The 26354-nt window shown below is 60.0% G+C and carries 25 protein-coding genes and 1 pseudogene; 9 read left to right on the top strand and 17 right to left on the bottom strand.

The window, feature by feature from the left end; all coding sequences use genetic code 11:
- From HV670_RS21330 to HV670_RS21320, 3 genes are all read right to left on the bottom strand, one after another.
- Window positions 1-526, bottom strand: a 526-nt coding sequence (locus HV670_RS21330) for a DUF4118 domain-containing protein (RefSeq protein WP_175106862.1), incomplete at its 3' end; no start/stop codon positions are given.
- A 123-nt stretch (window positions 527-649) separates the two neighbouring features.
- On the bottom strand, window positions 650-1129 hold the full coding sequence (locus HV670_RS21325; protein WP_175106861.1) for a hypothetical protein: 480 nt from the start codon (window positions 1127-1129) through the stop codon (window positions 650-652).
- A gap of 45 nt (window positions 1130-1174) precedes the next feature.
- Entirely contained in the window at window positions 1175-1525 is a 351-nt protein-coding gene (locus HV670_RS21320; RefSeq protein ID WP_175106860.1) for a DUF6152 family protein, read from the bottom strand.
- A gap of 482 nt (window positions 1526-2007) precedes the next feature.
- Here HV670_RS21320 and HV670_RS21315 point away from each other — a divergent pair, with 482 nt between their 5' ends.
- Window positions 2008-2745, top strand: coding sequence for a hypothetical protein (locus HV670_RS21315; RefSeq protein WP_175106859.1), 738 nt, complete (start codon window positions 2008-2010; stop codon window positions 2743-2745).
- A 97-nt stretch (window positions 2746-2842) separates the two neighbouring features.
- Here the strand turns inward: HV670_RS21315 and HV670_RS21310 are convergent, their stop codons facing one another.
- Window positions 2843-3706, bottom strand: coding sequence for a tetratricopeptide repeat protein (locus HV670_RS21310; protein ID WP_246257777.1), 864 nt, complete (start codon window positions 3704-3706; stop codon window positions 2843-2845).
- A complete protein-coding gene (gene ku, locus HV670_RS21305) occupies window positions 3703-4605 on the bottom strand; it encodes a non-homologous end joining protein Ku (protein WP_175106858.1) in 903 nt (300 codons plus the stop codon). The genes HV670_RS21310 and ku overlap by 4 nt, the downstream gene beginning before the upstream one ends.
- 240 nt (window positions 4606-4845) lie before the next feature.
- Here ku and HV670_RS21300 point away from each other — a divergent pair, with 240 nt between their 5' ends.
- The 5 genes from HV670_RS21300 (at window position 4846) to HV670_RS21280 (ending at window position 10674) form a co-directional block, all read left to right on the top strand.
- Window positions 4846-5805 carry a homocysteine S-methyltransferase family protein gene (locus HV670_RS21300; RefSeq protein ID WP_175106857.1) on the top strand — a complete coding sequence of 320 codons (960 nt, stop codon included), beginning with the start codon at window positions 4846-4848 and terminating at the stop codon, window positions 5803-5805.
- An 82-nt stretch (window positions 5806-5887) separates the two neighbouring features.
- Window positions 5888-6580: a protein-L-isoaspartate(D-aspartate) O-methyltransferase gene (locus tag HV670_RS21295; RefSeq protein WP_175106870.1), complete on the top strand. Its 693-nt coding sequence runs from the start codon at window positions 5888-5890 to the stop codon at window positions 6578-6580.
- 98 nt (window positions 6581-6678) lie between these two features.
- Window positions 6679-9180: a spermine/spermidine synthase domain-containing protein gene (locus HV670_RS21290; protein WP_175106856.1), complete on the top strand. Its 2502-nt coding sequence runs from the start codon at window positions 6679-6681 to the stop codon at window positions 9178-9180.
- Between the two features lie 163 nt (window positions 9181-9343).
- The gene (locus HV670_RS21285; RefSeq protein ID WP_175106855.1) at window positions 9344-10138 is read left to right on the top strand and encodes a DUF899 domain-containing protein; all 795 of its coding nucleotides are present in this window, start codon (window positions 9344-9346) and stop codon (window positions 10136-10138) included.
- A gap of 293 nt (window positions 10139-10431) precedes the next feature.
- On the top strand, window positions 10432-10674 hold the full coding sequence (locus tag HV670_RS21280; protein WP_175106854.1) for a hypothetical protein: 243 nt from the start codon (window positions 10432-10434) through the stop codon (window positions 10672-10674).
- Between the two features lie 14 nt (window positions 10675-10688).
- Here the strand turns inward: HV670_RS21280 and HV670_RS21275 are convergent, their stop codons facing one another.
- The 5 genes from HV670_RS21275 to HV670_RS21255 form a co-directional block, all read right to left on the bottom strand.
- Entirely contained in the window at window positions 10689-11873 is a 1185-nt protein-coding gene (locus HV670_RS21275) for a hypothetical protein (protein ID WP_175106853.1), read from the bottom strand.
- A 212-nt stretch (window positions 11874-12085) separates the two neighbouring features.
- Window positions 12086-13786, bottom strand: coding sequence for a methyl-accepting chemotaxis protein (locus HV670_RS21270; RefSeq protein ID WP_175106852.1), 1701 nt, complete (start codon window positions 13784-13786; stop codon window positions 12086-12088).
- 135 nt (window positions 13787-13921) lie between these two features.
- Window positions 13922-14815, bottom strand: a complete 894-nt coding sequence (locus tag HV670_RS21265) for a polysaccharide deacetylase family protein (protein WP_175106851.1) — start codon at window positions 14813-14815, stop codon at window positions 13922-13924.
- Window positions 14816-14956: 141 nt separating this feature from the next.
- Entirely contained in the window at window positions 14957-15985 is a 1029-nt protein-coding gene (locus tag HV670_RS21260; protein ID WP_175106850.1) for a porin, read from the bottom strand.
- A gap of 104 nt (window positions 15986-16089) precedes the next feature.
- Window positions 16090-17277: an amidase gene (locus HV670_RS21255; protein ID WP_175106849.1), complete on the bottom strand. Its 1188-nt coding sequence runs from the start codon at window positions 17275-17277 to the stop codon at window positions 16090-16092.
- A gap of 149 nt (window positions 17278-17426) precedes the next feature.
- Between HV670_RS21255 and HV670_RS21250 the strand changes: the two genes are divergently transcribed.
- The gene (locus HV670_RS21250; RefSeq protein ID WP_175106848.1) at window positions 17427-18209 is read left to right on the top strand and encodes an IclR family transcriptional regulator; all 783 of its coding nucleotides are present in this window, start codon (window positions 17427-17429) and stop codon (window positions 18207-18209) included.
- 27 nt (window positions 18210-18236) lie between these two features.
- Here the strand turns inward: HV670_RS21250 and HV670_RS21245 are convergent, their stop codons facing one another.
- The 5 genes and pseudogenes from HV670_RS21245 to arsC form a co-directional block, all read right to left on the bottom strand.
- Complete coding sequence (locus HV670_RS21245; protein ID WP_175106847.1) at window positions 18237-19295, bottom strand: CobW family GTP-binding protein; 1059 nt, start codon at window positions 19293-19295, stop codon at window positions 18237-18239.
- A 20-nt stretch (window positions 19296-19315) separates the two neighbouring features.
- Window positions 19316-20569 (bottom strand): LVIVD repeat-containing protein, encoded by a 1254-nt coding sequence (locus HV670_RS21240; RefSeq protein ID WP_217478485.1) that lies wholly within the window; start codon window positions 20567-20569, stop codon window positions 19316-19318.
- A gap of 44 nt (window positions 20570-20613) precedes the next feature.
- The gene (locus tag HV670_RS21235) at window positions 20614-21831 is read right to left on the bottom strand and encodes an MFS transporter (RefSeq protein ID WP_175106846.1); all 1218 of its coding nucleotides are present in this window, start codon (window positions 21829-21831) and stop codon (window positions 20614-20616) included.
- A gap of 471 nt (window positions 21832-22302) precedes the next feature.
- Window positions 22303-22560: pseudogene (locus HV670_RS21230) on the bottom strand (helix-turn-helix domain-containing protein); the annotation flags it as partial.
- Window positions 22561-22662: 102 nt separating this feature from the next.
- Window positions 22663-23088 (bottom strand): arsenate reductase (glutaredoxin), encoded by a 426-nt coding sequence (gene arsC, locus HV670_RS21225; protein ID WP_175106845.1) that lies wholly within the window; start codon window positions 23086-23088, stop codon window positions 22663-22665.
- Between the two features lie 265 nt (window positions 23089-23353).
- On the opposite strand from arsC, the gene HV670_RS21220 reads away from it, so the two are divergent.
- Both HV670_RS21220 and HV670_RS21215 read left to right on the top strand, forming a co-directional pair.
- A complete protein-coding gene (locus HV670_RS21220; protein WP_175106844.1) occupies window positions 23354-23914 on the top strand; it encodes a DsrE family protein in 561 nt (186 codons plus the stop codon).
- A 116-nt stretch (window positions 23915-24030) separates the two neighbouring features.
- On the top strand, window positions 24031-24591 hold the full coding sequence (locus tag HV670_RS21215) for a YMGG-like glycine zipper-containing protein (RefSeq protein WP_175106843.1): 561 nt from the start codon (window positions 24031-24033) through the stop codon (window positions 24589-24591).
- Between the two features lie 6 nt (window positions 24592-24597).
- Here HV670_RS21215 and HV670_RS21210 read toward each other — a convergent pair whose 3' ends face one another.
- Together HV670_RS21210 and HV670_RS21205 are read right to left on the bottom strand one after the other, a co-directional pair.
- Window positions 24598-25551: a hypothetical protein gene (locus HV670_RS21210; RefSeq protein WP_425511450.1), complete on the bottom strand. Its 954-nt coding sequence runs from the start codon at window positions 25549-25551 to the stop codon at window positions 24598-24600.
- Window positions 25552-25731: 180 nt separating this feature from the next.
- Window positions 25732-26322, bottom strand: coding sequence for a hypothetical protein (locus HV670_RS21205; protein ID WP_175106841.1), 591 nt, complete (start codon window positions 26320-26322; stop codon window positions 25732-25734).
- Window positions 26323-26354: the final 32 nt, after the last annotated feature.

Genomic DNA, 26354 nt, shown 5'->3' with positions numbered 1-26354 from the left:
AGCGCCCGGTGCGCAGCAATGCTTCCTTGATCTCGTCAAACGGCATGAGGAAACGGGTTTTCAACAGTTGATGCGTGACCTTGCCAATCGCCTCGGTCCTGTTCCACCCATAGAGTTCCTCGGCGCCGTGATTCCAGTATGTAATCACATCGTTCACGTCGCGAACGAAAATGGTGTCGCGAGTGAGATCGAGGAGCCGAGCCTGTTCGCGCTGTGCATCCCCGAGTCGGCGGACCTGTCTGACCAGTACGGTGATGACCAGTGACGTGATCAGAATAGCAACCAGCGCCGAGATATCGTCTGGGGCATCTACCCGGAAACTGAACAGCGGCCTGGCAAAGAAGAAAGTCAGGCAAGCAATGGCGGCGAAAGAGAAAACTACGGATAAACCGAAGGCTCCAATGAGCGACAGCAGGACGATGACAACCAGATAAATCAGTCCAGTTGTGGTCAAGTCGAGCCCAAACTTGAAACACGCCCAAGTCACGCCGCCCAAGGCGATACCGCCGAAGAACCAGCGCACCATCAGAAACTCCGATCGGGTATCAAGAATGCGGGCCATGGCGAGGAGAACGAGATACGGCCGGCACTCATGAGGTGTGTCACGGCACTTTTTGCATTCTGGCACTTCTGGGGTGGACCAGCATTGTCAGCGGTATGCCAATAGACGCCCCAAAGTGCCGGCGGCCGGCCACAACGCAAGCGACAATGCCGCCTGGATACGCCCCGACAGCGGAGGATGAACGTCCCACTCAGGCAGCCTGTGCGTCCACAGACGGCGAAAGGCGAGCGCGTTCACGAGCGCCAGCACGATACAAGCGAGCTTGATCTGCAGTAAAAGGTTCTTATGGAGGGGCACTGCATCGGCGCTGAACAGCAGGCAGCCGCTGACGAACAGCATGAGCAAACCCGCAACGGCCCAAGGTGTCAACGTGGCAGACACGTCCACCAGGGAAAACCGGCGTCCGAGTCCCAGCAGCCGCAAATCGAGCAGCGCGATCGGCCCGATCAAGAGCGTCAATCCGAACAGATGGACAAGATTGACAAACGGATAAGCCCACATGGAACCGCGCAGCCACGCGGCCATTGATGACGCTTCGAGAGAGCTGGCGAGGCTGGCGATATCCATCGAGGTCTGTTCACCTGAGAAAGCAGCCTCGCGGCGCCACTATACCTAGCGCAACTCGGTTGTCTTGCCGTCGACCGTGATGCGTTCGGCGCGAATCTCGTGGACGCCGTCCTGTCGCGGATAGCCCTCGATCGTCACGACCTTGCCGACTGTGAGCGCCTGTTCGGGCAGACCGCGTGCCTCCATGCGGCTGATCGGTGCCAGGACGATTTCCCATGGACTTCCCTGATACTGAATGGTGACTTCAGCATGGGGATTGCGGTAGCGAACCTCGGAGAGTGGCGCTTCGATCTTCAGGACCTTGCTCGAGTCGTATGAACTCCAGCCGTGATGCGCGGTTGCCGTGATGGCAATCAGCGTGAGGGTGATACCAGTCAGCAACGATTTGATATGCATGGGTTTCACCTGTCTTGTGGACCGACAGAAGACCGCTGCCACGTCTGCGTCAATCGCTACTTTTCTACCTCTATTCGCGGGGTGACAGCCTGAAACGGACCGCGGGGCATGGGTTCGCCGTCCACAAAAGCAGTTGCACATCGAACGGCAAATTCATATGCGCAAGTCTGGCTCGCGAATTGCCCGAGATTGCCCAGAGAGGTGGATTCACCGTCCTCCTTCAAGAGGCAGGCACGGGCTACGAACGTGTTGCCCTGCCTCATCGCTGAAGGCTGAATCGCTGCACCCCTGTGATATAGAACCATCAGATCCTCCATTGCTGCGCGAACAAAGAAAGGTCATTGTAATGATTCTGTTCTCAAAAAAGCAACTATTACCTTTCCTAGGGGGCTTAAAACCAAGGAGAGCGTGGGCGCCAGAGAGGGAATAGATCGCCGCACAGAATCGTTTAACCGACATACCCGAACCCACGGCAGACTTCGATGAGCATTCGGAAACAGCCCGTCATTCGATCCGTCGGCGCAACGCTGCTCATGGCGCTCGTTGCCCTATTCGCCGGCTGCGGGGGCGGCGGCAGCGCAAGCAATATGTCCATGGTCTCGATCGCGGGTACGGCGGCAACTGGCAAGGCGCTGGCGAACGCGGCGATCAGCATCAACTGCGCGCAGGGCTCGATATCGGTTGCAGCAGATGCGAACGGAAACTACCGTGCGACGTTCAGCGCAGTGACACCCTGCATGATCGCTGCGAACTCGGGCGGGACGATACTGCATTCCACGGCGTTGGCGGGCGGCACGTTTAATGTCACGCCGGAGACGGATCTATTGCTGTCATACCTGGCCGCGCAACTCGGCACGAATGAAAGCGGGCTGATCGCCGGCTTCGCGTCGAACACGCAGTTTCAGCAGGCGCTTACGACTCAGGCCAACGTTCTGACGGCGCAGGCCGCTGTCGTACAGAATCTTCAGCAAACCTACGGTGTAACGCTTTCCACGCCCGCTTTTCTGAGCACATCATTCACTGTCGGTCAGCCGGGGGTGGACAGTGATCTCGAAGCGCTCCTCGCCAGCGGCGCGATCAACGCCAATGGCGAGCCGGACGTCGCCGCAGTCTCGCTCATGGCGACGATGGGAGCCGCACATCCGATTGTGACATCGCCAGGCACCAACACCGGCGGAGGCGGTACCGGAAGTCCAGGCGGCATGGGCGGGATGATGTGACATACCCTGAGCTGGAAAGCGTTGAATCATCGCGTACGACGACAAGATCGATGCCGCGAGGGCGGCTCGGCACCAGCCGGGTATGGACTGGAGTCCCTCACCGATTGCGTCGCAGCGCCCGGTAGGTGTTGAAGTGGCGGATGGCTCGTGTGACGTCACCAAGCTGCTCGTGCAACCGTGCCGCGTTGAAATGAGCGTCCGCGAAATCTGGCGACAGGGAGAGGCATGCGTCGTACGCGGCGAGTGCTCCACGAACGTCGCCGCCATCCTCCAGTGCTACGCCCAGGTTGTAGTGCAGGACAGGCTGATCGGGCGCTCGCTCGATAGTCAGCCGATAGATTTGCGCAGCCTCGACGTATCGGGCCCCGTCGCAGAGCAGACAACCCAGATTGAGCGCGGCGTCAATGTGGTCCGAGGCGGCCGCGATGGCCGCCCGGTACGCCCGTTCTGCCGCGTAAGGGTCGCCCTTCCTCTCGAGGTCGACGCCGCGCCGAAAAAACGTGGTCGCGTCATCGGGTTCGGTTTGTGCGATTGTCCCGCCGGCGCCTGTCAGCATGCGATTGATGCTGGTCACCGGGGATGCATAAGCCGGCTTGGGTTCGAATTCGAACAACAACTGTCCCGACTCGGCGAGCCACGCCTGGTCGTGCCTTCGCACAGCGACCTCGCGACCGACGGCTGTGACGCGCATGGCGGTTAACGGCGCATCCGCGACCCATTGATCGCGCATACGTTGCAGCGCGCGAACGATTTTTCCAGGTGGCACGCCGGCTTCGCGCAACGAGTGCGCCGTGCGCAACATCGCGATGTCGCCAAACGAGAAGCGCGGATCACGTGCATTGCGTCCCAGCCGAGGCCGCACGAAACCCGCGGCGACCAGACGCCGCACCACGTAAGTCGACACGCCGAGCATCCGCTGCACGTCCTTGAGGCTAAAGCCGTGATCGCGCTCGCTCTTCACTTGCGTACAGCCCTGCGGCGTAGCGCTGCCGGCGCCTCTTCGACTTCCACGACCGGCGCACGCTTGGCTGCCTTGCGCAATTTCGGCGCCGGCGACTCGGCGGCGGGCTGTGCCGCTTTACCCTTGCGTCGCTGAAGGCTCGCGCGCAACGCTTCAACGAGATCAATCACCTCGCCTCCACTCTGCTGCATTTCCGGCGCTGCCGTGATCTGCTCGCCCTCGATCTTCCGGTCTATCGCGGCGAGAATGCGTACCTTTTCTTCATCCGCATAGGAGGCGGCGTCGTAGCCCTCGACCCGGTACTGCGCGATCAGTTGCTCAGCCAGCGCGAGTTCCGAGGGTTTGACTTCCGGCCTTTCTATTTCCAACCCCGCCATTGAACGAACTTCGTCGGCGTACAGCAACTGCTGCAGGACCACCCCCTCTTCGGTCGCCCTTAGCTGCGCCATGTGCTGTTGGCCCTTCCACACCCATCGGGCCAGCGCGCAGGTGCCTGTGTCCATCATGGCCTGAGCGAGCAGCTGGTATGGCTTCCCGCCCCGCTTGTCCGGAGCGAGGAAGTAGGCCTTGTCGAAGAAAAGCGGATCGATGGCATCGGCGGGCATGAACGACACGATGTCTATGGTGTGCTGCGCGCCTGCCTCGAGCGCCTCGAGTTCAGCGGGTTCAAAAAGCACATACTTGTCCTTTTCGAACTCGTAACCCTTGACCATGTCAGTGCGCTCGACGACGCTCTGATGTGTCGGACAGATGTACTGCTGCTTGAGCCGCGTGCCGCAGCCCTTGTGCATCAGATTGAAGCTCACGCCGGACTTGCTCTCCGTTGCCGAAAAGAGCTTCACCGGTATGGAGACCAGCCCGAAACTGATCGACAGCGATGCGATGGAACGTGGTGCCATGGTTGGGCTCCTATCCGAGTGCGGCATATTCCGATGTTCTCTTTTATGATAGACCTACGGAATAGTTCCTAAGATAGGTTTTGCCTTTCACGAGAAAGGGAATTGCTTGATTAAACTGTATGAAGCGCGGTGAGGCCAGCGCTCGTCGAACGACTCAGGGATCCTGTTTCGCCACTGTATTCGCGCGCTATGAAGTGCCAATCCGCCGGGAAAGAGTCGCACCCCTGAAGGACCACCATCATGAGCCAATACCGTCAACACCTGCCGCAACTCGATGACCGCTTGTTCATGACGGACGGCGGCCTCGAAACCACGCTGATTTTTCACAACGGCCTCGACCTGCCGTACTTCGCTGCCTTCGATCTGCTCAAGAACGATGAAGGCACCGCGCTGCTCGAGGACTATTTCAAGCGCTATGCCGAAATGGCCCGCCGCCATGGCGTCGGTCTCGTGCTGGAATCGCCGACCTGGCGAGCCAATCGGGATTGGGCAGAAAAACTGGGCTATTCAGACACCACGCTCGCTGAGGCAAATCGCAAGGCGATCGCCCTGCTCGTGCGTGTCCGTGCCGAATACGAAAGCCCGGTCACACCTATCGTGATCAGCGGCAACCTCGGTCCACGCGGCGACGGATACCGCGTCGATGCCCGTATGAGCGCCGATGCGGCACGCGACTATCATTTGCAACAGGTCGAGACGTTTTCCCGGACGGATGCCGATATGGTTGCGGCCTTCACCATCAACTATTCGGAGGAAGGCATTGGCATCGTCAACGCAGCGAAAGCATGCGAGATGCCGATCGCCATTTCCTTCACGCTGGAAACGGATGGCCGGCTGCCATCGGGCGAAACGTTGCGTGAAGCCATCGAGCGCACCGACGCCGACACCGGAAGTTATGCGGTGTACTACATGATCAATTGTGCTCATCCGTCGCATTTCGAAGAGGTGTTGCGCAGCGAGGGCGCCTGGTTGAAGCGAATTCGTGGATTGCGCGCCAATGCGTCGCGGCGCAGTCATGCCGAATTGGATGAAGCCGTCGATCTGGACGATGGCAATCCGAGCGAACTAGGCATGCAATATGGCGCACTGCACACGCTCTTGCCCAACATGGCGGTGGTCGGTGGCTGCTGCGGCACTGATCATCGTCATGTCGAGGAAATATGCCGCACGATGAAGCAGGTAGCGGCCGAACGGCCCTGAGATTCCTTGTGCATCAGGCAACAGGGGCGGCACCGTGAAACCCGTCACGCTCTGGTCGCGCATCCTGATTCCAGCCATCGCAATGGCGTGGCTGTATTCCGGTGTTCACGCCGCCGACGATTTTGCGTCCCGCCGGGCGGGAATGGTCAAGGTTATCGCAGCACTCACTGCGGACACCAGTACCGAAACCGGCAGGCATGCCCTCGATGCGCGCGTCATGGCGGCCATGGAACAGGTGCCTCGCCACAAGTTTGTCCCACCCGAGGAGGAGCCCTACGCATACGAGAACAGGCCGCTTCCCATCGGCTATGGCCAGACCATCTCGCAGCCTTACATCGTTGCCCTGATGACCGACCTGATGAGGGTCAAGCCCACTGATGTCGTGCTCGAGGTCGGCACCGGTTCCGGTTACCAGGCGGCGATCCTGGCTACGCTGGCACGAGCGGTGTATACGATCGAGATTGTGGAACCCTTGGGAAGGCAGGCGCAGGAGCGTCTGCAACGGCTCGCGTACAAGCAGGTGGAAACCAGGGTGGGCGACGGGTATTACGGTTGGGAAGCCCACGCGCCCTACGACGCTATTGTCGTCACCGCGGCTGCGAGCCATGTCCCTCCCCCCCTGATGCGGCAATTGAAGCCAGGCGGCAGGATGGTTATTCCGGTGGGCGCGCAGTTTCTGACCCAATACCTGCTGCTGATTGAAAAATCGGACGACGGTACGGTTTCCACCCAACAGATCTTGCCAGTCAGATTCGTGCCATTAGTGGCGCACTGATTCAGGAATGAGGTGTGAAAGGACGATGATCCCGCACACCTGCCTTTCCATGGGTCGAGCGCGTCCGTCATGCCGCATCGGTTCCCATTCACGCGATCATGCCCGCTGCGCCTTTATTCGCCCTCTCCCTGCTCTCGGCCGCGGTCCTCGGTTACGAGATCCTGTTGATGCGCCTGTTTTCCATCATCCTTTGGCACCACTTCGCCTATATGATGATCAGTGTTGCCCTGCTGGGATACGGGGCGGCCGGTGCGATGGTGGCGTTGACGCACCGCTTGCTGGTGCCCAGGTTCGCGGCCGTGTTCGCTGGCGGCGCCGTTCTGTTCGGCATTTCCGCGGTCGCCTCTTTCGCCTTCGCCCAGCGCGTCGCGTTCAATCCCCTGGAGATTCTGTGGGATCCGCGGCAGCCCCTGCGCCTGCTCCTGATTTATCTGCTCTTGTTCGTCCCTTTCTTTTGCGCCGCGACAAGTATCTGCCTCACCTTCACGCGGTTCAATGATCAGATCTCCCGCATTTACAGTTTTGATATCGTGGGCGCCGGATCAGGCAGCCTCGCCATCATCATTGCGCTATTTGCCCTTGCTCCACTGGATGCGCTCCGGCTTCTGGGCGGTGTGGGTCTGGCGGCAGCCGCGCTGGCATGCATCGAGTGTCGCTGGCATCGACGCTGGTTGCCGGTGCTGTTGCTCGCAGCCGCGGCCATTTTGCCTGTCTGCCTGCCGCGCGACTGGATTGCTCTACGGCCCTCCGAGTACAAGGAACTAAGCCAGGCCCTGCGCATCAAGGACGCACACGTAGTCGCTGAAAGCTCGAGCCCGCTTGGTCTCGTCACGGTAGTGGAAAGCCCTTTGATTCCTTTCCGCCACGCACCGGGACTCAGCCTCAATGCGACCATGGAGCCGCCACCCCAATTGGGAGTCTTTACCGATGGAGACGGACTCTCCGCGCTCAATCGATATGACGGACGGCGCGAGCCGCTCAGTTACCTGGACTACTTGACTTCCGCGCTTCCCTACCATTTGCTCGAGCGCCCCAGAGTCCTCGTACTTGGCAGCGGCGCCGGAGCGGATGTGTTGCAGGCGCTATACCACCAGGCGAGCGCAATCGACGCGGTGGAACTCAATCCACAGATAATCGATGCGGTGCAAGGTCGCTTTGCCGACTTCTCGGGCAAACCTTTCAGCGCACCCAACGTTCGAGTCTTTACCGGAGAAGCGCGTGGCTTCATCGCTGGACGAGGCGAGCGCTACGACCTCATCCAGGTAGCGCTGCTGGATTCGTTCAGCGCCTCATCGGCCGGCCTCTATGCGCTTTCCGAGAACTATTTGTACACGGTGCAAGCGTTCCAGGACTATCTTCGCCATCTCAACCCGGGCGGCATGTTGGCGATCACGCGCTGGGTCACGCTGCCGCCACGCGACATCCTGAGATTGTTCGCGACGGGGATGGTGGCCATGGAGGGCGCCGGCGTGGCGCAACCCTCCCGCCGCCTCGTGCTGATCCGCGGCTGGAACACGACGACCCTGCTGGTCAAGAACGGGGAATTCAATGGCGCGGAAATCGTCGCCCTGCGGGACTTCTGCCGTGTCCGCTCGTTCGACGTCGGATACTACCCCGGCATGCAAGCCGCGGAGGCGAACCGCTACAACGTGCTTGACAAGCCCTACTTCTTCGAAGCCGCACAGGCCTTGCTGAGCACCGATCGCGACGAGTTCTGGGCACGCTACAAGTTCGATGTCCGGCCCACCACGGACGACAAACCGTACTTCTTTCACTTCTTCAAATGGCGTTCGCTGCCCGAGCTCCTCGCCTTGAAGGAGCAAGGCGGCCTGCCCTTGCTGGAATGGGGCTACCCGGTGCTGATCGCGACACTGCTTCAGGCCACATTGGCAGCTTTGATATTGATCCTCTTGCCGCTCTGGATGATAAGGCGCCGCTCACCCTTCGCACACAGTTCATCAGTGTCAACGGCAACTCCTGCGGGCGACACCACAGCATCAGCGGCCCTATCCGGGCGGCGATTTGCACTCTATTTCGTCGCGATTGGTTTCGCGTTCATGTTCGTCGAAATCGCGTTTATCCAAAAGTTCATCCTGTTCCTGAGTCACCCCCTCTATGCGGTGGCGGTGGTGCTGTGCGCGTTCCTTTTGTTTGCCGGACTGGGAAGCCGATACTCGCAGCGCCTGCAGAGGGACAGAGTGCTTCTACTCAACCCCGAGTCGAGCTCGAGCTGGATCAGCAATGGCCGCCCCCCGGTGGCAAGGGCTATCCTGGCCATCTCCCTCATCTCGCTGCTTTACGTTGCCATCCTCCCCACGCTGTTCCCGCTGCTGATGTTCCTCCCCGATCCAGCCAGGATCGCCATCACCGTGCTGCTCGTCGCCCCGCTCGCGTTTGCGATGGGCATACCCTTTCCACTAGGGCTCGCGCGCGTTGCCGCCAGCGCCGAAGCGCTCGTGCCCTGGGCGTGGGGCATCAATGCCTGTACTTCGGTAGTCGCCGCGGTTCTGGCCACAGTGCTGGCGATTCACCTTGGATTTACCGCGGTGGTAGTGATAGCCATCTTGCTTTATGTCGCGGCGGCTGCCGCATGTCCATAGTCCCGGTTCGGGCCATCCGAATACCGCCAAACTTGTTACTCCCAACGTTCAGTTTCCGGTGCCAAGCTATGTCACGGTCAACGACGAGCGATGCGCAGCAAATGAAATCGCGTTTCAGCCATGAGGCGCGGGAACTCGCCCACTTCAGGAGGTTGTAAAAGCCATGACTACATCAGCCGAGAACGGACGGAAAGACGGACAGCCTGCCATGCACACACCACCGGTCGTGTCCTTGCAGGCGTGGGAGGCGGCCCGCGAGCAGCTGCTCGTGAAGGAAAAGGCCCACACCCGCGCCCGTGACGCGCTGGCCGCCGAGCGCCGGCGAATGCCGTGGATGGCCGTGGAGACGACGTATGCGTTCGAGGGGCCCGCGGGCAAGGTCAGCTTTCTCGATCTGTTCGAGGGCCGGCGTCAGCTGATCGTCTACCGCGCCTTCTTCGAGCCGGGAGTGTTCGGCTGGCCGGACCAAGCCTGCCGGGGCTGCTCCATGGTGGCCGATCAGGTCGCCCACGTCGCCCACCTGAACGCCCGTGACACCACCCTCGTCTTCGTCTCGCGCGCGCCTCAGGCGGACATCGCACGACTGAAGGCGCGCATGGGCTGGGAGATGCCGTGGTTCACCCTCACGGACAGCTTCGACGCCGACTTCGGTGTGGGCGAGTGGCACGGCACGAACGTGTTCTACCGCGACGGCGACCGCGTGTTCCGCACCTACTTCATCAACAGCCGCGGCGACGAGCAGATGGGGAGCACCTGGAACTACCTCGACATCACGCCGCTGGGCCGGCAGGAGGTCTGGGAAGACTCCCCCGAGGGCTATCCTCAGACCCCGACCTACAAGTGGTGGAACTGGCACGACAACTACGTCCCGGACGCAGCGCCCGACAAGAAGTGGGTCGAGGTATCGGACGCCGGAGAGGCGGCGTTCAGGGATCAACCCGCGAGCACGAAGGCATGAGCCAGACCTGTTGCGGTGGAGCCGACGAGCGGCGAAGGTCGAACCGAGGGGACCGCGCTCGACCATAGTTAAGCAGCCACTCTCCTTGCATGTCTTCTGGACAAACTCGCCGGACATTCTGTGGTGCTGTGTCCCCCTTTTTCAGCCAAGCGCTCACTTGGCGCGGGGGTCATCCATCTGCAATCGAAATCGATGCTGCACTGCAGAACACTATGCTCACATGTTAGTCTTTTCTTGCAGCCCTCACTGTAGAGGTGGTCGAGGGACCTGCATGTCCTTGAGCGTCTGGAGGGATGATGGCTTTTGAATATCGTGGTTTTCGAGTGACCGCCGATGCCGTGGCGGATGAGCTTGGCGTTCAGTGGGTATGTCACGCTGAGATTGAACGAACTGACGGAAATATCAACAAGGACGGCCCACCGGCGATCGAAATAGTCGTTCCAAGGGCCAAGATCGACCCGCTGATGGCACTCAGTGCGCTTGAGCATCGGGCGCGAACTGACATCGATGACTGGCATGAAAGAGAGCAAGCGTAGGAATATTCCTTCGCTCACGTGGAGTTCCGGGTAGTCAACCCGGCACTCGCACGCTCGCCCTGCGCAAGAAGCGGCTCCCGCTCCCGCGGCATGACCGGTTGGTGCGCGCCTTGCTTTTCAGTCTGCGCGAGCACCACCGAAATCGTCGCACACACCAGAAACGCAAACGGCATTGTCAGCAAACTCAGATTTCGCAACTCGTCCTTGAAACAGAACGCGATAAAAAGCGGCACGCTAATCAAGGCGGCTAACCATGTCTGCGTGCGGACAGCCGGCGGCAAGCTGCGCCACCCGATCTTCGCCAGAATACCAATGAGCAACAGATGAAGGATGTGGAAGCCCTTCGTTGTGGACACGCCGTAGTTGATCTCCGTTCGCAGGTAGTTGAGCGGATTGAGCAGGAACCGTGCGTGTTCGGCCAACTGATATTCCATCATGCCGCCACCGTTGCCCATATACCGATGTTTCACCGCCATGTTGACTGCCGCGGCCACGGCCAGCAGCACGCCGATCAGCAGCCCTGATTGCGGGCGCGAATAACGCATCGCGGCTATCGGATACAGCGTCAGGACGAACAACAGATAAGACTCCTTGTTGAGCGTAGCAAGAAACACCACGACGACCAGCGAGACGAGACGCCGTCTGAGCGTCAGCCAGATGCCCAGCGCCATGAACAGCACCTCAGGCATGTCATAGAAGTAGCCACCCTCGGTCAGGATCAAAGGAAACACCGCCGAGATCACGATCGGCGCGAGCGTCGCCGCCACCCTGTCGCCGATCAACTCGATACAGACGGCCCGTATCACAAACAGTGCCGCAAACATCGACAGGAAGGTCATCACATACACGATCAGATAGCGCACCGCGTACTCCGGAACGACGGCGTCCGTCGCGCCAGGGAAGAAACGCTGGATCGGATTGGCGTCTGGTGTATCGCCAGCCAGCTTGTGCAGCAGCGGCACTTTCACTTTCTCGGGGATCACGCTGTCTATCAGATTGGCCGTCGACGGCAGAAGTTGCCGATAGACAAATGGCCTCTTCTGCGTCCCGTCCAGTGCAAGCCGCAGCGACATCGGTGAGTCGTCGCGGAAATGCCATTTGGTAAAGAATCCGCCAAACGATGATGCTGCGGCAATGTAGTAAATGAAGATCAGCAGAATCCACGCGCTGGTTCGGGACGGCCCAGGTCTATTCAACATGACCTTCTCCTCGTTCAGGGATGTTTGTATGCGAATCCCCGACGCCGCCGAGTGGGTCACGCTCTCATCGTCGTGTTGCCCCACCACAGCGTAGGCAAAGCAGGCCAACGCGTTGGCGCTAGCTTAGCAACCGCCATCCCGGAGCAAGGTGCGATTGCGCACGGATCAGCGTATTTTTTGTCGTCAATACCGCTCGCCAATGCATGGCGGGGTTAGAACGTCGCCCAGTCATCGCTCGGCCCGGCCAGCTGCGCTTGGGCGGGGCTCCTTGCGAGAGCCTGGGTGGGTGTCCTGCCCAGCGCGCGACGCGGCATCGCGACACGCGGGGTCATAAGTGGCGGCGCACCCGTCGAGCCGGGGTTGCCGATCGTCCTGTCGACCTTGAACACCGCGACCGCGTCACCCAACTTCTGCGCCTGTTCGGCCATCGACTGCGCCGCGGCAGACGCTTCTTCGACCAGCGCCGCGTTTTGCTGGGTCACCTGGTCCATCTGGCTAACCGCCTGGTTGACTTGATCGATGCCGGTGCTCTGTTCTTCCGACGCCGACGCGATTTCGCCCACGATGGCGGTCACCTGCGTCACTGAGCGAACGATTTCATGGATGGTGCCGCCCGCTTCCTCGACAAGCTTCGAGCCGACCTCCACCCGATTCACCGACTCGCTGATCAAGTCCTTGATTTCCCTGGCGGCGGTCGCACTGCGTTGGGCGAGCGTGCGGACCTCGCCTGCCACGACGGCAAACCCACGACCCTGTTCGCCGGCGCGCGCGGCCTCGACCGCGGCGTTGAGCGCAAGGATATTGGTCTGGAAGGCGATGCCTTCGATCACCGTGATGATTTCGGCCACCTTCGATGAACTATCGGAGATTCCGTGCATTGTTTCGACGACGCGTTGGACGACATCCCCACCGCGCCGCGCAATATCCGACGCGGTATTCGCCAGCGTGGTGGCCTGCCTTGCGTTTTCTGCGTTGTGACGCACCGTGGCCGTCAGCTCTTCCATGCTCGAGGCCGTTTCCTCCAGTGAGGCAGCCTGTTCTTCGGTGCGCTGGGACAGATCGGTGTTGCCGCTGGCGATCTGCTTGGAGGCGACGCTGACTGAACCGGCCGCGCGCCTGACTTCACCGACAACTTCCGCCAGGCGCGCCAGCAAGGCATTGAAGGCCGTTGCGGTGTGGCCGATCTCGTCCATGCGTTCAACCTTCGCCGTGTGGGTCAGGTCCAGCGACTGGCTCACTTGCTGCAACGTCTGCTGGATATTGCTCAAGCCCGAATTGATCGAGCGGTACAGACGCACGGCAAGAGCACCGCTCACCACCAACCCCACGGCAATGGAGCTCAGCAGTAGCCAGAAGGCCTGCGTGTAATCGGCGTTGTTCGCTTCGCGTAGCTCGCGGCCGACCTTGTTGTTGTAGTCGTTGTGATGATCCAGCTCGGTTGTCAATGTTACCGACGCAGTGTGCACAGCCCCGCGATCCAACAGCATGGCCTCGGCACCATCCAGATCGCCGCCGCGGGCCTTCGCGTAGAAGTCGTGCAGGGCGAGCTTGTAGGCGGCGAAATTCGCCTTATCGGCTTCGAGTAATTTCCGGTCATTGTCGTCCGAGACATCATCCCGCTCGTACGTGGCGAGATGTTGATCGATCCTTTTGTTGAGGGCCTCGACCGCTCGATCGACGGCGACCTTGCCAGCGTCATCGGTACTCAGGATGTACTGGTAGCTCAGCCTGGCGTAGCCGCGCATATCGGCTTTGGTGTCTTCAAGCTCCTTGATGCTGGGGATGGTATTCGCCTGGATATACTCGAAGCGCTCTTGTGCCTGGTTGAGCCGCCAGAGGCCGATACCCCCGACGAAAATCAAGGCAAACAGGGCGACAAACAAGGTGAGGAGCAGGCGTTTCGAGAGGGTCATGTGGGTTTTCATGTGAAACTGCCGATCATGGCTCTCCATCCGCCTGAGTCGACCCAGCCTGATGGAGAGCAAACGAAAGTGACGTGAAGAGGACGATCGCCTCGAGGCCGGCGAGCGGGCTGGACCTCGCCGACTTCAACTTGCCCCGCTTAGCCGGCTCTCCTCGCCGCGATACCAGTCGAGGATCTGTTCGCCGTTCCAGTGCAGCACGCCCGCATGCCGGTTGATGTGCTCGTAGACCTTTTCGAGGTATCCGATGCGGAACGGCTGCCCGCTGATATACGGATGGATCGCGATCGCCATGATCTTCGGCCGCTCGACCCCTTCCTGATAGTAGCGATCGAACGTGTCGATGCACTTCTGCGTCCAGTAGGCGGCTTCATGATGCTGGACCATCATCATGGTGATATCGTTGTTTTCCATCGTGTACGGCAGCGTGACCAACGGGCCATTGTCCGTGGCGATCGTCGTCGGTTCATCGTCGTACACCCAGTCGCCGATGTACTTGACGCCAGCCTGGGCAAGCAGTTCGGGGGTTTCCAGCGTTTGCGTCAGCCCCGGTCCCAACCAGCCGACCGAGCGCTTGCCGGCGAACTTCTCGATGATGTCCATGCTGCGTTCGATCATCGATTTCTGGTCTTCCACCTTGTGGATCGGCATCTGTTCATACGCGTGCGCCATGAACTCCCAGCCGGCATCACGACAAGCGGCCGCCACGCGGGGATAGTCGACGCACACACGCGCATTGATCGACAAGGTCGGGCGGATGCCCAACAGGTCATAGAGTTTCTTGAACCGCCAGAACCCCACCCGCATTCCGTATTCGTGCCACGACCAGTTCGGCACGTCGGGCAGCATCACCGCGCCTGTCGGCGCGGGCAGGACCTGGCGCGCCATCGGCCGAGAGATGTCCCACGCCTCGAGGTTGACGATACTCCACACGATGACTCGGGCGTCGCCTGGCAACTTGATCGGCGGTCGATCGACGATCGCTGAATGATCGATTCTTTCACGGGGAATCTTCGACATGATGCAGTTCCTTTCTTGAGTGGGCCGCTCAGGCGGCAAAATCAGGCGGCAAGTTCCGACAGCGCCATGACCTCGTCCGACTTCATGAGAGAGCCGAACGCAGTGGGAATGCAGACGCGTATTGCTGCGCTGATCGGAGTATCAGAACAAGTGGCTGATGCCGACCATGACGCCCGTCTGATTCGTGCCCGGATCCGTCGTGCCGAGACCGTTGACCCCGATATTCGCCAAGCCATTGTTACGCGCGTACGACGCGCTGACATACAGGTTGGTGGCCTTCGACAGGTAGTAGTCGACCGTGGCCGCAAAGGTCAGTGAGTTCGAGGACGTTCCCGAATAGTCGGTGTAGTAGACGGCATCGTTGATCTTCCATACCGGGGACAGGCTGTAGTTGACGCCCGTCCACCACAGCGTGTTCACTGTTGGGCGGCCCGATACATTCGCGTTCGCATTCTTGAACCCGAGGAACGCTTGCGCCTGGCCCAGCTTGTAGTTTGCGGCAATGGAGAGGTAACGGTAACGGTCATTCTGCGTCTGCACGGTCGAGCCAAAGATTTGTTCGGCCACGGCGCCCATCTCGAAGGGACCGCTTGCGTAATCGATTTGTGCCGACGCTGCGCGACCCACCTTCGGTTGTCCAGCGACTTCGCCGGCACCGCTGTAACTCGTGCTGTAAAGCAGGGCCGTGTAGAACGGACCGAATTGTCCGGTGTACTTGACGGCATTATCTGCACGATCGTTGAACGCGGCGTCCTGCTTGACGATCCCGTAGTTATATACGTGCTCCGGATCGTAGAGGCGCGCGAAATCGTACAGCGGGGTCGCGTTGCGGCCGAGCATCAGTGTGCCGTATCGACTGGCAAGACCAACGTAGGCATAGCGTCCCCATAAGACGCCCTGAGTGGACGTGCCGGAATTCGGATCGATGCCGGCTTCGAGGCGGAATATCGCCTGGACTCCGTCACCCAGATTCTCCGTCCCGGTCACGCCAAAGCGCGACGGCCGCTCTCCTCCCTGTATCAGATTCGTTAGGCTTCCCGCCTTCTTCGGCTGTGCATTCACATACTGAAGCGCGTCATCGAGCACTCCGTACAGTGTGACCGACGATTGCGCATGTGCTGCGCATGCAATCCCCATCAATGGCAAAGTGAGCAGTGATCCCCGTTTCATGCTTTCTACCTTTTAATTTTTATTAATAAAAACTGCCCTTCGAACTACCGTTGGGGGAGTTCGTCCGTGGCATCAAACCCCGCTTTAGTTCGCGGAAACTGCCGTCAAACCCAATCGGGAATGTTTTCGGCCAAGGCCAGCAACGACCGATCCGCGTTGCGCGGACCAATGAGCGATAGGCCGACCGCGTATCCATTTGCGTGCACGATCGGCACGGTGATTTGCGGCAGCCCCGCAAGGCTGGCGATGGACAACAGGCACAAGGCGCGGGTGCGGTTCTCTTCGCTGGCGGCCGTGCCCTTCATAGGAGCCACATAAGCGACAGTGGGAATGCATATCAGCGCACCGGTCAGTATCTCGTCGAGCGTTTCGGTGATCTCTGCGCGATGCGCACTCGCCTTTGCGGCGGTTTCGGCGTCGATGGTCGATGCCCACTGGAAACGCTCGCGAATGCCGGGACCGAAGGCCGGGGCGTTCGTCCTGATCCACGCGCCATGGGTTTTCCAGGCCTCCCTGCCCTGAGTGACCCTGAAGACCTGCTGCCAGAGTTCGAGCGCGTTGGCGCTCAGCGGTCCGTGAGCGGTTCGCGCGAAGTGACCGCCAAGTCGCGCCACGCCGTCCGACAAGGCATCGCCTACCATCGAGTCGGCCATCGACCATGCGTCCTCCGGCAGCAACAGCCGTCGCGGAAGAAGGCCAACTTCGTCCTTCGCAGGCGGCAACAGCACCTCTCCCACACGTGCGAGCAGCTCAACGGTGGGCGTCATCCAGCCGACCACGTCATAGCTCGGCGCGAGCGGCACTACGCCATCCGAACTCACCGCGCCGTGCGTCGGGCGAAAGCCCCACACTCCGCAAAACGTGGCAGGCAACCGTATCGAGCCCGCGGTATCTGTACCCAGGCCGATATCACACTGACCGCTGCCAACCGCGACGGCCGATCCGGCTGAAGACCCACCCGGGATCCGCACCGGGCTAACCGGGTTGACCGGCGTGCCGTAGTGGTGGTTCTCACCATTCAGGCTGTATGCCAGTTCATCGGTCAGCGTCTTGCCCACGACGTCGGCACCGTTCGCAAGCAGCATGTCAACCACTCGCGCGTGACGGGCCGCGGGGGCATGCGTCGCGCGCCAATCCGGATTACCCGCGCCCGTAATACGCCCGGCTATGTCGAACACGTCTTTGACACCGACGCGCAAGCGCTCGAGCGGGCCCACCGAAGCGCCACGCACGTTGAACATGCCATCCGGGACGAAGACGCCCGACGGGTCGTTTGGGTGTGCGACATTCATCTCAGCAGACCAGGGCGCGGGACCCACCTCGAAGGCGTATTCATGTGATGAAATTTAATTTAATATAAAGTTGAAGCGATCTTATGGCCCTGATATTCGCACGGTCAATCACAGCAAAAAATAGTCCAGTATGTGGAGTTCATTTCGATATGCTTACGACCAAGAAGCCTGCTTCTGTATCCGGCGCGCAGACCATTCATCGCGCGATTCGTGCGCTTAAGCTGGTGGCGGCACAACCCGAACGCGGTCTTCGCCTCGTCGATGTCGCCGAGAAAATGGGCCTGGAACGCCCGACGGCGCACCGCTTGCTCAAGGCCCTGACTGAGGAGCGCATGCTGGTTCAGCATCCTGGCTCGCGCCGGTATAGCCTGGGTGCGTTGCTTTTCGAACTGGGGCTTGCGGCCGCGCATCAGTACAATCTGCACGAGGTCTGTCAGCCGGTGCTGCAGAAGCTTGCGGACGAAACGGGTGACTCATCGTTTCTGTTTGTTCGAAGCGGCAACGACGTCGTGTGCCTCGCCCGGCAAGAAGGCTCACATCCCATTCAGACGCCGGTGGTCCCGGTCGGTGCCCGTCAGCCGCTGGGCGTCAACGCCGGCGGGCTCGCGCTGCTGACTGCGCTGCCCGAGCAGGAGGTCATGAAGATCATCGAAGCGATCGAGCCGCGTCTGGACGCGTACAGCAACCTCGAAGTCGACCGATTGCATGACTACTGGGAACGTGCACGCACGCTCGGCTATGCCTTGATCGGTGAGCACGCGGTGCCAGGCATCACCGCAGTGGGCCTGCCCGTTATCAATGCCGCCGGCTTACCGATCGCGGCCATCACCGTCGCAAGCATTCACGAACGAATGTCCAACGCGCGTATTCCCACCCTCATTCCGATGCTGAAGAAAGCCTCCGAAATGTTGACGCAGCTCTTGCGTCAGTGAGATCAATGGCGCCTCATCGCGCCATGCTCACGGTTTGACACCGCCCTCCCCCAGCGCAGTGACCGCGGTGAACAAGCTGCGAATCGCGTCGGCGTCGATGTTGCGAGTAATAAACACGATCCGGCTGCCGGTGTCTTCGCTGGGCCAGCGATCCAGGCTGACGGGTTCATGAAAGATGTGCTGCACCGCTTGCACCAGCACCGGCGCGCCGTCTACGTTGACAATTCCTTTGACGCGCAACAGATCGGGACCTCGCATCGAGGTCAATAGCGACATGGCCGAGGTAAACACCGACCATGTGAACGGCTTGTCGAAACGCAAAGAGAGCGTGCTGATTTCCGGATCGTGCAGCGGCGTCAACTGCTTGCCTAGGTAAGGCCCATCGCCAGTACCTGAATCCTCGTCCCGCTCGCCCAGGAAGCGCAGCGTTGCGGGACCCGCGAGCGAACTCGCCAGACCGAGCCCACATATCGACGCGGGGTCGATTTGACCATTCACGATGTGCACGATGCTGGCCTGTCGATTGATGCCGGCAATCCGCCTTTCGAGGGACGCTACCGCGTCCGGTGAAGCAAGATCGGTCTTGCTGATCAGAATCCGGTCGGCGAGCGCAATCTGCCTTGTCGCTTCGGCATGCTGTTCGATCTGAGCGGCGCCATTGACGGCATCGACCAGCGTGACAGTGCCATCCGGCCGGTACTGCGTGGCGAGCAACGCGTCACTGACCAGGGTCTGCAAGATCGGCGCGGGGTCGGCAAGGCCGGTCGTTTCGACCACGACGCGGTCGAAGTCGGGAATCTCGCCTACGCGCCGCTGCGCGAACAGCAGGCGCAAAGTCTCCTGCAGGTCGGTGCGCAGCGCACAGCACAGACAGCCGTTGCTCAACAGGGAAACGCTTTCCGAGGACATGCTGACGAGATCGTGGTCGATTCCGATCTCGCCTATCTCGTTGATGATGACGGCCACTCGATTCATATCCGGGTGACGGACCAGCTTGCTGATGAGCGTTGTTTTTCCGCTGCCCAAAAAGCCGGTGATGAGTGAGACGGGCAGCTTGCTCGCCAAGGCGTCGCGACGAAATGACATGATGGGAAACTCGGGCTTGTTCAGATGGTCATCTCGAGTATGTACAAGCCGCCGGTAAACCTGTCGATCGCATAGACGATCCTGCGCTCGTCGACGTACACATCGTTCAGTTGCGCCGAACCCACCGGCGAGAGTGCCGGTGCGCTTGGAACATAGTAGGCAATCTCTTCCACCCGATAAGGGTTGCGCGTGTCGTAGACCCTCACCCCTGCATTGAAGAACGTGCCGACAATGATCGTGTCGGACTGGAACGAACACGGCGCGGGCATGTTCTCGTGCAGGTTATGCGCGCCAAAGCGCCCACCCCGCTTCACGAATGCGTCGACCGGCGGCGCCGGAAACGTGCCGATCGGAAGGGGATTGGCTTCGCTGCGGGCGTCGACCACCCACACGAGCTTCGGCCAGTCGGCGCCGTCGTCCTGGACGCATTCGTCGCTGACGATCCATAGATTACGATCGAAGAGCGGCAACACCGTGTGCGTAAAGCCGTTGAAAGGCGGCGAGTGATTCCATTGCGACACGACCTTGATGTTGCTCTTGTCCGCGATATCGAGAACCACCGCGCCGCCGTCGATGTAGCCGACGAAGGCCCGATCGGGACGCCCGGGATACACATTCGTGTTGTGTGCGCGAAAGCCTGTGTCGAACTTCGCGGGCAGCCGTGCCGGCGGCTCGGCGGTATCGCCTTCCTGCGTGCCCGGCATCCACCAGCGTCCGGCTTCAACGGGCTTGGACGGGTTGGATACGTCGACGATCCGATAAAACTGATCGTCGAGCGGATTGCGTGGTTTTGAGTCCGCGGCCCCAGCGGCCATATGAACGTACTTTCCGTCGACGAACCACAAGGCATGCACGCCGCGCGACGTCGGTCCGGAACAATCGAAATGCGAAATCAGGCGCGGCTTCTCCGGTATGCTGACGTCGAACAGTTCAAATCCAGCGGGTGTGATACCGGCCGCGCTTGCCTGATAGGCAACCGCCATGATGTCGTCGACCACGTCGAGTGAATTGGAGCGCAGCTTCATGTGCGGCAAATCCGTCTGCACGATGAGCCGCGGCTTGCGCGGATCGGTAACGTCGACACCCGAGAAGTTCTTCGGCGCGCCTTCGTGCGCCAGCCACAGTATGCGACGCCCGTCCCTCGTCAGTTGCATGGAGATGCCCTCTCCGAGCCCGCCAAAGCCATCCAGTTCATGATGGGCGATCAATCGCATGTTTAGCGCAAGGGCCTGATCAGCCCGGCTCGCGGGATGTGAAACGGACGACAAATTCATGAGGCAACTCCAGTCAATCGTTCGAGAGGGTGACACAATTCCATCTAGGTCGGCGATGACACATCATCGTTTGCCGCCTCGTGAGGTATGAACCGGGTTGTCATCGCGTTGTCGAAGAGAAGCATCGCGACGATCGCAATCGCCGGAAAAATCCCCAACTGAATGATCGCCGCCATGCCCCAATCCAGACGTCCGACCATCCATCCGAGGAGCACGCCCGAGAAGGCGGCAGGCAGATAGTGTGCTGAGGAGGCGACACCCGATGAACGCCCAAGAAATTCATGGCGTACGCTTCGCTGCGTCAGCGAATAGATATTGACGAACAGAACGCCGCTGGCGCAGATACCTTGCAGCAAGCTGAGCAGTGCCTGCCCGCTCGTCGATCGTACGAAGTTGAACATCAGCAGATAGACCAGCATGGAACAGAGCGCCGCGATGAGAATCACCCGCTTCTGATTCAGTTTGTCACCGACAAAGCCCGCAGGTAGTCCCATGAACGCGCCGACTCCGTACATGCTCGCGCAAAACGCTGTCGCGGACGTACTGAAATGCAGGGACGTCTTAAGGAAGGTTGGATAGAGACCCAGATAGCCAAATGTAGAGAGACCGATCATCACATTGGCGGTCGATACCAGGACCAGATTTTTCGTCGCGAGACGCATCGGCAGATGGGCTTCTACTTGGCGGTGGCCGATCGCCCCTGCCAAACCCTTCGCCTCGGAGAACAAGCTCGGAACGAGACGCCAGAAGATCACGCAAAATGCGAGGCCAATCGCGCCAAACACGATCAGCGGTATCTGCCAGCGCTCACCGGTCGCCAGAAACAGCTGCATGCCCACCACCGGACCGAGGAAGGCGCCCACCCCGTAGGCTGCGTTCAGCGAACCGATTGCTGCCGTTCGAAACCGATAGAAGAAGGTCCCCACCATGGTGAAAAGCGCCGTCTGCTGCAATGCTTCGCCCACGCCTGTCAGCACTCTGTATGCACTGAGATCCCAAAAGCTGTGTGCATAGGCGTTCAGGAGTGTGAACAGTGAATAGATGAATATCCCAAGGATGGTGACTGATTTTCGGGACATGCGATCAATCAGATAACCGGCTGGAAGGCCACCCATACCCATTCCCAGCGCGAAGATCGTCGCCAGGAAACCACCCTGTCCCAGAGAAAATCGATAGTGCTGGTTGATATAGGGGACCAGTTGCGGGTATAGCGTACGGTCCATCGCGTTGGTGACATAGGACAGCGCGACGAGTATCAGCAATGCAATGGATATTCGCGTCGATAAAGGCCCCTTCGCTGTCTCCCCCCCGTTCCGCCGTCACGCATGTCTGTTCCTTACATTTCTTATCTATGTGTCAGATAGTTATTATTCACGGCTTGGCCTGGCCATTGAGCAGTCACTATTTACCGGAAGCAAACTGCGGCTCAGCCAGTGATTACGCGATTCAACCCGCAACGCTCGATGTCGGAGTGGGACTATCGGGGGGCAGCACGTCTGTGTCAACGAAGCGGGAAAAATAAGCCACTATTTGGAACTTAATTCACACTCCGATCTTGATCTATCGATAAATCGATGGTTGTCCTATGGGGATCCGTTAGCGCAGACGAAGAGCAGAGGTACGTGGAAGTCAGAGATGAACGTCACTGCTAGACAATTTCAACACTAAACAATTTCACCAGTCTGTTTCATCCACCGGTTGAGTCCGTAATCCATTTTGGACGGTCGACTCACCTAAACACCGATCTGATTGCCGGTGCGAGCCTCATGCCGCACCTCCTGCGGCGGTAAGCCAAACCCGCGCATGAACGCTTCGCGCATGTGCCGGCGATCGCGAAACCCCGTCTCCTTTGCGATTGCTTCCAGCGAGTGCCGGCTCTTCTCGATCATCAGTCGCGCGGCTTCGAGCCGAAGCCCTTCGATCGCCTTGGCGGGCGATTGTCCCGTCTCGAGGGTGAAAACCCGGCTGAACTGCCGCGGGCTCAGATGTGCCGTACTACAAGTGGTGCTGCCCGATTGCGCTTGCTTGCGCTCGCTGGAGCGATCGGTCACACAATCCAAGCGGTCACGCACCAGCAGCTTGAACGTATACCGTCACTTGCGAACCCTCCGTCCTTCGCTATCGATGACAGGCTCTCCGTCCTCTTTTGCAAACGCACCCTTTTGCGCTGTGGGCAGAATGTCGAGAACAAGCTCAGAGGGCCGGCACAGTCGAACGCCAAGTGACGTCACGACGAGCGGGCGATTGATAAGGATCGGATGTTCCTGCATGGCGTCGAGCAATTGTTCATCGGTCAATGACGCATCACCAAGGCCAAGTTCGGCGTATGGCGTGCCCTTTTCGCGCAGCACGGCACGCACCGTCAGGCCAGCGCGAGCGATCAGTTCTTTCAGCTCCTTGCGGCTCGGCGGGGTTTTCAGATATTCGATGATGACCGGCTCGATACCGGCATTGCGGATCATCGCCAGCGTATTGCGCGACGTACCGCAATTGGGATTGTGATAGATCGTGACACTCATACTTATTGCCTCTTTATGCGGGTTGGTGCTTTGTACCGGTGCTGCGAGCGATTGACGACGCCAACGACGACCAGCATAACCGCGTCGGGTTGCGGAACTTCATTGCAATTATGTAATGAACTCGTCACTTTTGGGTTACCTACCCCTTGGTATGGTCAGAGCGGATTCCGTAATTGCATCACGATCCGCCTCCCGTGTGATGTTGCTGCAGTAGATTGCGTGCATCTCCAACCCTTGCGCGACTTTAGTGAGAACGCAATCAACCATGTACAAAGCCAAGACCCTCCTAGCTACCGCCGCGCTCGCCGCCGTTTCCTTGGCCGCCCACGCAGGCACGATGGATTCACCCGACTTCTGGACCACACCGACGGTTCACGATTACGGCAAGATTCACTTTCTTCCGAATGGCGCCTTCAAGCCGAAGCCGGGTCACACCTACAAGGTGGTCTTCTCATTGACGCAGGGGGGCAAAAAACCCGATGAGGTGAGTCCGGCGCTGGATCACGTTGCGCGCGCGGTGAATCTCTACGTGGCATCGGGCGTGCCATTGAGCAAGCTCAAATTCGTCGCGGTCGCCTCTGGCTCGGCCACGTCGCTCGCGCTCGACGACGCGCACTATCGCGCACAGTTCGGGGTGCCCAACCCCAATCTGCCCTTGATTGCGGAACTCAAGAAGGACGGCATCACGATCGCGGTGTGTGGCCAGGCCATGGCAGAACACCATTTCGAGTATGACTGGATCGACCCCAGAGTCACGCTTTCGCTGTCCGCACTGACCACCCTGACAACCCTGCAGCAAGAAGGTTACGCGTTCATGCCGCTCTGAGCACCCGCGTCGCCGCAAAGAATGTAAACAGAAAATTTCCGGTAACCATCCAGTAACCACATAGTGCATCGATTGGCCTAACGTATTGGTTCGAACGTCACTCCCCCTGAACCACTATGATTTCCAGAATGAAACCGATCCGCGTAGCAATTCCGGTCAGCATCGTCGTCGCGCTCGCATTAGGCGGCTGTGCCGTCGTGCCGCCGAGCGGTCCAAGTGTGGTTGCGTTACCGCGCAGCGGCGAGCCGCTCAATCAGTTCCAGCAAGACGACTACACTTGCCGTGACTACGCATTCCACTCCACCGACGCATCCGGCGCCGCGCAAAGCGCTACCGCGAACGGTGTGAATAGTGCGGCCTTGGGCACGATCGGAGGCGCCGCGGTCGGCGCGCTCATCGGTGCGGCCACCGGCAACCCCGCTGCAGGCGCCGCGATCGGTGCGGGCGGCGGACTGCTCGTTGGCAGCTCCGCCGGTGCGAATGGCGCGCAGGCTTCGGCCATGGGCATGCAGGCCCGATATGACGCCGCCTACGCGCAGTGCATGACCTCAAAAGGCAACACGATTTCGCAGCCGCCGATGGCGGGCTACGCGCCGCAGCCGGTCTATGTCGCGCCGCCGCCGCGGTACGTCGCACCGCCGCCAGTGATCATGTACGCGCCCTATCCGCGTTACTGATCTGCATCAAAAGCGCCACCCGACCCCCGCTTCGATCAGATCCGTGTCGCGGTTGTAGCGCGTGACTACGCGATTCCATGTGATGCGCGTGAGCCAGTGCTGACCGAGCCGATAACTTGCTGATACGGCAACAAGCGCCGAGAGGCGGCCGTCACCGGTACGGTCCAGCGGAAGGTCATCGTTTTGGGTAATGGCAACGTAAGGCCCGGCGCCGACCGACAGCGTGAGCTTGTCGTCGAAGAAAGCGCGGGTGGCCCAAAGCTGCGCCGCCAAACCGTCGCGGCGCGACTGGGTGTGCCCCCCTTCATGAATGTATGAGGCGGTCGCGTCAACGTAGCGCCACAAGCCGCGCCGGTATTCGAGACTTCCGGCATTGGCGGACTCGGAGTTGTCGCTATTCAGGATCGTCTTGCCGAGCATCACGGTGATTTCGTTGTTCGTCACCTTTGATGTCCGTGGTATCGGGCGCTCCCGTGGACCGGGCTCGCCTTTGTCTTCGAGTTGATAAGCGATGCCGAACAGCAGTGCGGTCGAGTCGGGACCACCAAACGCCTGGACGTGATTCAGCTGGGCCTGGGCAATCCAGCGGCTATCGAAATAGTATGCGACGCGCAGGCTCCACAACAGACCCCAGCCGTGCGTATTCGAATAGCTGCCCCCGGATTGCGCTACCGTTGTATCGAAGTATCGATACGGCCCCGTACCCGCCGATAACTCCAGCCGATCGTTCCACAATGGCAGGCGCCCCCAGGCCTGGACAGTTTGGCCGTCGCGATGATGCTCCGGAATGTGACCTTCGTTGACCCAGGAAAAGCTCCATGCGGCGTAGCGCCCGAGGCCCTCGCGATAGCTGGCGGCCCACGAATAGGTGTTTGCGCTGCCACTTATGAGCGGGCCGGCCATCAGCGAGAATTCCTGTGCGCTTGCGGGCGGAGACAAGACGAGGGAAGCGCCGTTGATAAGCGCCGAGACCGAAGCAGTGCGAGCCTTGTAGTTCTGGTTCGTGGACACTATCGGACTCTTTGCAAGAATAGCGTCTTCGGACTCCTTACGCTGCCGCAAGCGAAATTCGGAGTCGCCAAACCGATGCAAGTTGGCCCATAGGGCGGCCACCTCCGGTGGAGGCGGCTAGCGAGGCACTTACTTCGTCACTGCCGGCTCCACGGAAATGGCGAGGGCTTCGCTGTACACAGCCTCGACCTGATCACCCTTCTTGATGTTTGCCAACTGAGCGGGATCCTCCACCTTCAGGTCTACCGTGTTGCCCTTGGGACCTTTCAGGGTGACGGTCTTGCTTTTTGAATTGACTGCGATGACGTCGGTCATGATTTTCACTTGCCTGCCCACGGTGCCGCCGGGCTTGCCGCCAGCTGGCGCGCGCTCCATCGTCGGAGTGTCTTCGGCAGATCGAATACCGTTTCCGTCTTTCTTGAGGCTAAGACTGAGTGCTTCCCGGTAAACGGTTTTGACGACGTCGCCGACCTTGAGCTGATCAAAATTGCGCGCCTCGTCGCCGACGACCACTTCAACGACCTTCCCGTCAGTGCCTTTGAGCAGGACGGTCCTCGTCGCGGCATCGATTTCCTGTACCGTGGCGGTTACCGTGGTGGTTCCCGTGATGGTGGCCTGACCAGGCGCCTTCGTGACTTCCACGCTGGTTTTCGGCTGTGCCCATGCTGTATTTGATATGGCCACCAGTGCGGCGATGATCAGAAAGTCTCTGTTCCTCATTGATGTCTCCTTTGGAATGCACCGCAAAAGCG

Source organism: Pararobbsia alpina (assembly GCF_902859895.1).
GTDB lineage: Bacteria > Pseudomonadota > Gammaproteobacteria > Burkholderiales > Burkholderiaceae > Pararobbsia > Pararobbsia alpina.
Note: the sequence above shows the minus strand (reverse complement) of the source record. Positions and strands in the feature narration are given on the sequence as shown.